The following is a 6,140-nucleotide window of genomic DNA, read 5'->3' on the forward strand; positions in this document are numbered from 1 at the left end:
CTGGAAACCCTCTCGCTCACGCTGCCGGCCATCATCACGACCGACCTGCGCCTGAACGAGCCGCGCTACGTCACCTTGCCCAACATCATGAAGGCCAAGAAGAAGCAGCTCGACAACATCAAGCCCGAAGAGCTTGGCGTTGACGTCAAGCCACGCATCAAGACCCTGAAGGTCAGCGAGCCGCCCAAGCGCAGCGCAGGCATCAAGGTGGCCGACGTGGCCGCCCTGGTCGACAAGCTCAAGAACGAAGCCAAAGTCATCTAAGGAGTTGATTGAAATGACCGCACTTGTAATCGCAGAACACGACAACAACTCCATCAAGCCAGCGACGCTGAACACCGTCACGGCTGCTGCCCAGTGCGGCGGCGACGTGCATGTGCTGGTGGCCGGGAAGGGTGCCGAAGCCGCCGCCAAAGCCGCTGCCGCCATTGCAGGCGTGGCCAAAGTCATCCACGTTGAAGGCGAGCATTTCGCCCACGGCCTGGCCGAGAACATGGCCGCGCAAGTCGTCGCCATCGCTTCCGCCTATTCGCACATCCTGTTCCCCGCCACCGCCTCGGGCAAGAACATTGCCCCCCGCGTGGCCGCGACGCTGGACGTCGGGCAGATCTCCGACATCACCAAGGTCGATGCCGCCGACACCTTCGAGCGCCCCATCTACGCCGGCAATGCGATTGCCATCGTGCAAAGCCTGGACGCGACCAAAGTCATCACCGTGCGCACCACCGGCTTTGACGCTGCTGCCGCCACTGGTGGCTCCGCTGCGATCGAAACGCCCGCGGGCGTTGCCGACAGCGGCAAGTCGACCTTCCTGGGCTCCGAGATCGCCAAGAGCGACCGCCCCGAGCTGACGGCTGCCAAGATCATCGTCTCCGGTGGCCGCGCGATGGGCTCCAGCGAGAAATTCAACGAAGTGCTTACGCCGCTGGCCGACAAGCTGGGTGCAGCTCTCGGCGCATCGCGCGCAGCGGTTGACGCGGGCTACGCCCCCAATGACTGGCAAGTGGGCCAGACCGGCAAGATTGTCGCGCCCCAGCTCTACATCGCCGCCGGTATTTCCGGTGCGATCCAACACCTGGCCGGCATGAAAGACAGCAAGGTCATCGTGGCGATCAACAAGGACCCGGAAGCGCCGATCTTCAGCGTGGCGGATTACGGCCTGGAAGCTGACTTGTTCACGGCTGTGCCCGAGCTGGTTGCCGCACTGTAATGCGGTTTCAGGCCAGCGCGACATGAAAGCCAGGCAGCAACCCGGCCAATCCGGCATGAGGCGAGGCGCATGCATCGCCTTGATGCTGACGGGCTTGCTCCTCACTGCGTGCGCGGGGCTTGACCGCAAAGTCGAACAGGTCAGCGTCAAGTCGGAAATCAAGGAGCCTGTGACGTCTTTGGCCCTGATTTTTGTGACCCCCGAGTGGGCCAACCAGAACCCGGATCTGGTCAAAGGCTACAGGCTCTCGGGTGTACTCGACAACCGCTTGATGAACCAAAGTGTTGGGCATGCCGCAGAGTTCATGCAGCTCAACGGTGTTCCCGCAAAGTACGCGGGTACGTTCGGTCAGCGTTCCAATATCAGGGGCGTGCTGGGCGAATGGTCCGGCCAGGGTTACAACACGCTGCTGTTTGTTCCGATGGGCTCTACCGTTACCTCCCAGGGCCATGAAGCCCGCAGGGGTTCTACCCGCTACCGCGTGACGCTGTACAGCAAGAAGCTCGTGCCCATGCTGGAGTTTCAGGATGCGTTTTACGCTTCGGCCCCGGACTCGGGTCATGTGGACTTGATGGCGGCGGGCTGGCTCAATGCCTTGATGGACAACGGTTATGTCGTGCGGAAATCCGAAAAACTGGTGGAACCTCCAGTTCGTGATTTCTCGCCCTAGATTCGCGARAGGCCGTGTGGCAAGCGGCCCCGGCTACGCCTGGCACAGGCCAAACCAGCAGACCACTGTGGCACAGCTTTTAATGGCCTTCGCCGCGCAATAAGTTAATTTTCGGAGACAAAACATGACATACAAAGCCCCCCTCAAGGACATGCTGTTTGACATCAAACATCTGGCCAACATCGAACAGATCGCGCAAATCCCCGGCTTTGAAGAAGCCGGCTTCGACACCGCGCAAGCGGTGCTCGAGGAATGCGCCAAGTTCAACGAGGGCGTGCTGGCTCCGCTCAACCGTGACGGTGACATCAATCCGTCGAGCTTTCAATCCGGCGAAGTCACCACCACGCCAGGCTTCAAGGAGGCCTTCCGCCAATACGTCGAAGGCGGCTGGCAAGGCCTGCAGCACCCGGCTGATTTTGGCGGCCAGGGTTTGCCCAAAACCATAGGTGCGGCCTGCGGTGAAATGCTCAACTCCGCCAACATGAGTTTTGCGCTGTGCCCGCTGCTCAGCGACGGCGCCATTGAAGCCCTGCTCACGGCCGGCTCCGACGACCTCAAGGCGGTCTATCTTGAAAAGCTGGTGAGCGGCCAATGGACTGGCACCATGAACCTGACCGAGCCGCAAGCTGGTTCGGACCTCGCCATGGTGCGCAGCCGAGCCGAGCCGCAGCCCGACGGCACGTACAAGGTGTTCGGTACCAAGATCTTCATCACCTAYGGYGAGCAYGACATGGCCGAGAACATCGTGCACCTGGTGCTGGCGCGCGTCACCGGCGCACCCGAGGGTGTCAAGGGCATCAGCCTCTTTGTCGTGCCCAAGTTCATGGTCGGCAAAGACGGCGCCCTGGGCGCGCGCAACGACGTGCATTGCGTGAGCATCGAGCACAAGATGGGCATCAAAGCATCGCCCACTGCCGTGCTGCAGTACGGCGACCTTGGCGGCGCCGTGGGCTACATCGTCGGTGAAGAAAACCGCGGCCTTGAGTACATGTTCATCATGATGAACTCGGCGCGCTACGCGGTCGGCATGCAAGGCATCGCGATTGCCGAACGCGCCTACCAGAAAGCTGTGGAATTTTCCAAAGACCGCGTGCAAAGCCGACCGGTTGACGGTTCCATCAAGGCCAGCGCGCCCATCATCCATCACCCGGACGTCAAGCGCATGCTGATKACCATGCGCGCCTACATCGAAGGCTGTCGCGCCATGGCTTCTGTCGCTGCTGCGGCGTACGACGCAACGCATCACCACCCCGATGCGGACGTGCGCAAACAGAACCAGGCGTTTTACGAATTCATGGTGCCGCTGGTCAAGGGCTACAGCACCGAGATGAGCCTGGAAGTGACTTCGCTGGGTGTGCAGGTGCACGGCGGCATGGGCTTTATTGAAGAAACCGGCGCGGCCCAGTACTACCGCGACGCCAAGATTCTGACGATCTATGAAGGCACAACCGCCATCCAGGCCAACGACCTGATTGGCCGCAAGACCTCCCGCGACGGCGGCCAGACGGCCAAGGCGATTGCAGCGCAGATCGAAAAAACCGAAAGCGAATTGCTCAGGCAGGGCAGCGCCGACGCGCTGGCCGTGGCCAAGCGCCTGAAGGCCGCGCGCCTGGCATTCATCGATGTGGTGGATTTCGTGGCCGGCAACACCAAAGCCAGTCCCAACGCCGTGTTTGCCGGCAGCGTGCCTTACCTCATGCTCGCGGGCAACGTGGTGGCCGGCTGGCAGATGGCGCGTTCGCTGCTGGTGGCGCAAGAGCAAATCGCGCAGGGCGTTGATGTTGCCTTCATGCAGGCCAAGATCACCACCGCGCGTTTTTATGCTGACCACCTGCTGACCAAGGTGCCCGGCGTGCGCGACAGCATTGTCGACGGTGCAGACAGCGTGACGGCGCTGGCGCTGGATGCGTTCTGATCTTGTACACGCTGCTATTTATTTGATAGCTGCTTGCGCCCGTCAGTAAAGGGCTGCAGCATGTTTTTTCTTGAATTCAGAATAACAACGGAGCCACCATGTCCAGACTGCCCGGCGCATTGAACAAGCTGCCTTTGCCCATCATCGGTTCGCCGCTCTTCATCATCAGCAATCCCAAGCTGGTCATCGCGCAGTGCAAAGCCGGCGTGGTGGGCGCCATGCCCGCGCTCAACGCACGGCCTGCATCGCAGCTCGATGAGTGGCTGGCCGAGATCACCGAGGCACTGGCAGCCCACAACAAGGCCAACCCCGACAAGCCGGCGGCGCCTTTTGCCATCAACCAGATCGTGCACAAGTCCAACGACCGCCTGGAGCACGACATGGAAATGTGCGTGAAGTACAAGGTGCCCATCTACATCACCAGCCTGGGTGCGCGCGAAGACATCAACGCTGCCGCCCACAGCTACGGCGGCGTGGTGCTGCACGACATCATCAACAACAAATTCGCACGCAAGGCGATTGAAAAGGGCGCCGACGGCCTGGTAGCCGTGGCCGCCGGTGCGGGCGGCCACGCAGGCGTGAAGAGCCCGTTCGCGCTGATCCAGGAAATCCGCCAGTGGTTTGACGGCCCCCTGGCGCTGTCGGGCGCCATCTCTACCGGCGGCGCGGTGCTGGCCGCGCAGGCCATGGGCGCCGACTTCGCCTACATCGGTTCGGCCTTCATCGCCACGGACGAAGCGCGCGCAGCCGACGCCTACAAGCAGGCCATCGTTGACGGAAATTCCGACGACATCGTTTACAGCAGCCTCTTCACCGGTGTGCACGGCAACTACCTCGCGCCGTCGATTCGCGCAGCCGGCATGGACCCTGAGAACCTTCCCGAAGGCGACGTCAAGACCATGAACTTCGGCGGCGGCGAAGGCAGCAAGTCCAAGGCCTGGAAAGACATCTGGGGCTGCGGCCAGGGCATTGGGTCTGTCAGCAAGGTCCAAAGCGCCGCGGCCTTTGTGGACCAGCTCAGGCGCGAGTACGAGCTGGCACGCCAACGGGTCTGCGCTTAAGCGTCATCGGTACCCAGAGCAGCGCTGCGCCTGAAACACCCGCCTTGACCACCGCAACCCGACGCTTTCCCGGCATGGATGCCCTCAAAGGGCTGGCCTGCGTCATGATCGTTTTGCATCACCTGGCCTTTTATGGCCCGATGTCGGATGTGGTGCACCCGTTTGCACCGGCCCTGATGGACTGGCTTTACGACTACGGCCGCATGGCCGTGCAGGTGTTCCTCGTCGTGAGTGGTTTTCTGGCGGCGGCCTCGCTTGCGCCGCAAGGTGTGGCCGTGTTCGGTGCACCTGGCTCCCTGATTTTTCGCCGCTACTGGCGGCTCGTCAAACCCTATCTTGTGGCGCTGGCCGTGAGCATGCTGGTGGCTGCGCTGGTCAGGCCCTGGTTCGCGCACCATTCCGTGCCGGATGCTCCCACGGTGCACCAGCTGCTGGCCCATGTCCTGCTGCTGCAGGACCTGCTCGGGCAGGACGCGCTTTCTGCTGGTGTCTGGTACGTGGCCATCGACTTCCAGCTCTACGCCATGGCGGTTCTCATTTTTGCCTTTGCCCGGCGGTTCCAGTTTCAGCCGCATGACGGCGACGCAACACACACCACTTCGGTTTCGGCCCCGCTCGGCGTCAGCCTCATTCTGATGGTCGCCTTGGCCTCTCTCCTGTTTTTCAACCGCTTGCCGGCCTTTGATGTCACCGCCCTCTATTTTTGTGGCTCCTATGCCCTGGGGATGCTGGCCTTCTGGGCCGCAAACCGTCTCGGCGCGCGGCGCAGCTTCTGGCTCGTGACCCTGGCGGTCATGGGTGGGCTGGCCCTGGCGCTTGATTTCCGGGGGCGCCTGGTGGTGGCGCTCGTTACCGCCTTCGGTCTGGCCTGGCTGGCGGTGCTGCAGCCGCAGGCCTGGCCGGTGCAATGGTTGCAGCAGCGCCGTCTGGTGCAGCTGGGCCAGATGTCCTATTCCGTGTTCCTCATCCACTTCCCTGTGTGCCTGCTGGTCAATGCCATCGTGAGCCATTTCTGGCCCACGCAGCTTGCGGCAAACGTGTTGGGCCTGTTGACGGCCTTCCTGCTGTCGCTGCTGGCGGGCTGGGTGCTGTACCAGTCGGTGGAATCGCGACCGATTCCTTTGCGGCCGCGCTGGTTGAGTCGCTTTTATTTGCGTTAAAAAGCAGCTCCTCGCCTTTCTGGACGAGCGCAACTTGCTATTGAATTAATAGCATTCAACTGGAGCCGGGCTCACCGCCTGAACATCTCCAGCTTCAACACGGCAGGCTCACCCAGCCATGAGG

Annotated in this window: 6 protein-coding genes; all 6 read left to right on the plus strand. The window is 61.9% G+C overall.

The window, feature by feature from the left end:
• Positions 1–264: electron transfer flavoprotein subunit beta/FixA family protein (locus AC1D1P_RS11780; RefSeq protein ID WP_477673099.1), on the plus strand; the 264-nt coding region annotated here is incomplete at its 5' end.
• 13 nt (positions 265–277) lie between these two features.
• Positions 278–1,210: an electron transfer flavoprotein subunit alpha/FixB family protein gene (locus AC1D1P_RS11785; RefSeq protein WP_477673100.1), complete on the plus strand. Its 933-nt coding sequence runs from the start codon at positions 278–280 to the stop codon at positions 1,208–1,210.
• Between the two features lie 55 nt (positions 1,211–1,265).
• Complete coding sequence (locus AC1D1P_RS11790; RefSeq protein WP_477671084.1) at positions 1,266–1,880, plus strand: hypothetical protein; 615 nt, start codon at positions 1,266–1,268, stop codon at positions 1,878–1,880.
• A 124-nt stretch (positions 1,881–2,004) separates the two neighbouring features.
• A complete protein-coding gene (locus AC1D1P_RS11795; RefSeq protein ID WP_477673101.1) occupies positions 2,005–3,795 on the plus strand; it encodes an acyl-CoA dehydrogenase in 1,791 nt (596 codons plus the stop codon).
• Positions 3,796–3,893: 98 nt separating this feature from the next.
• The gene (locus tag AC1D1P_RS11800; protein ID WP_477671082.1) at positions 3,894–4,856 is read left to right on the plus strand and encodes an NAD(P)H-dependent flavin oxidoreductase; all 963 of its coding nucleotides are present in this window, start codon (positions 3,894–3,896) and stop codon (positions 4,854–4,856) included.
• A 44-nt stretch (positions 4,857–4,900) separates the two neighbouring features.
• The gene (locus AC1D1P_RS11805) at positions 4,901–6,016 is read left to right on the plus strand and encodes an acyltransferase family protein (protein ID WP_477673102.1); all 1,116 of its coding nucleotides are present in this window, start codon (positions 4,901–4,903) and stop codon (positions 6,014–6,016) included.
• The last annotated feature ends 124 nt before the right edge of the window (positions 6,017–6,140 follow it).

Source organism: Polaromonas sp. P1_E1_2 (assembly GCF_056406035.1).

Bases quoted from the DNA above. Each gene is read 5' to 3' on its own strand.
- AC1D1P_RS11785 (WP_477673100.1), top strand. From the start codon at position 278: ATGACCGCACTTGTAATCGCAGAACACGACAACAACTCCATCAAGCCA.
- AC1D1P_RS11790 (WP_477671084.1), top strand. From the start codon at position 1,266: ATGAGGCGAGGCGCATGCATCGCCTTGATGCTGACGGGCTTGCTCCTC.
- AC1D1P_RS11800 (WP_477671082.1), top strand. From the start codon at position 3,894: ATGTCCAGACTGCCCGGCGCATTGAACAAGCTGCCTTTGCCCATCATC.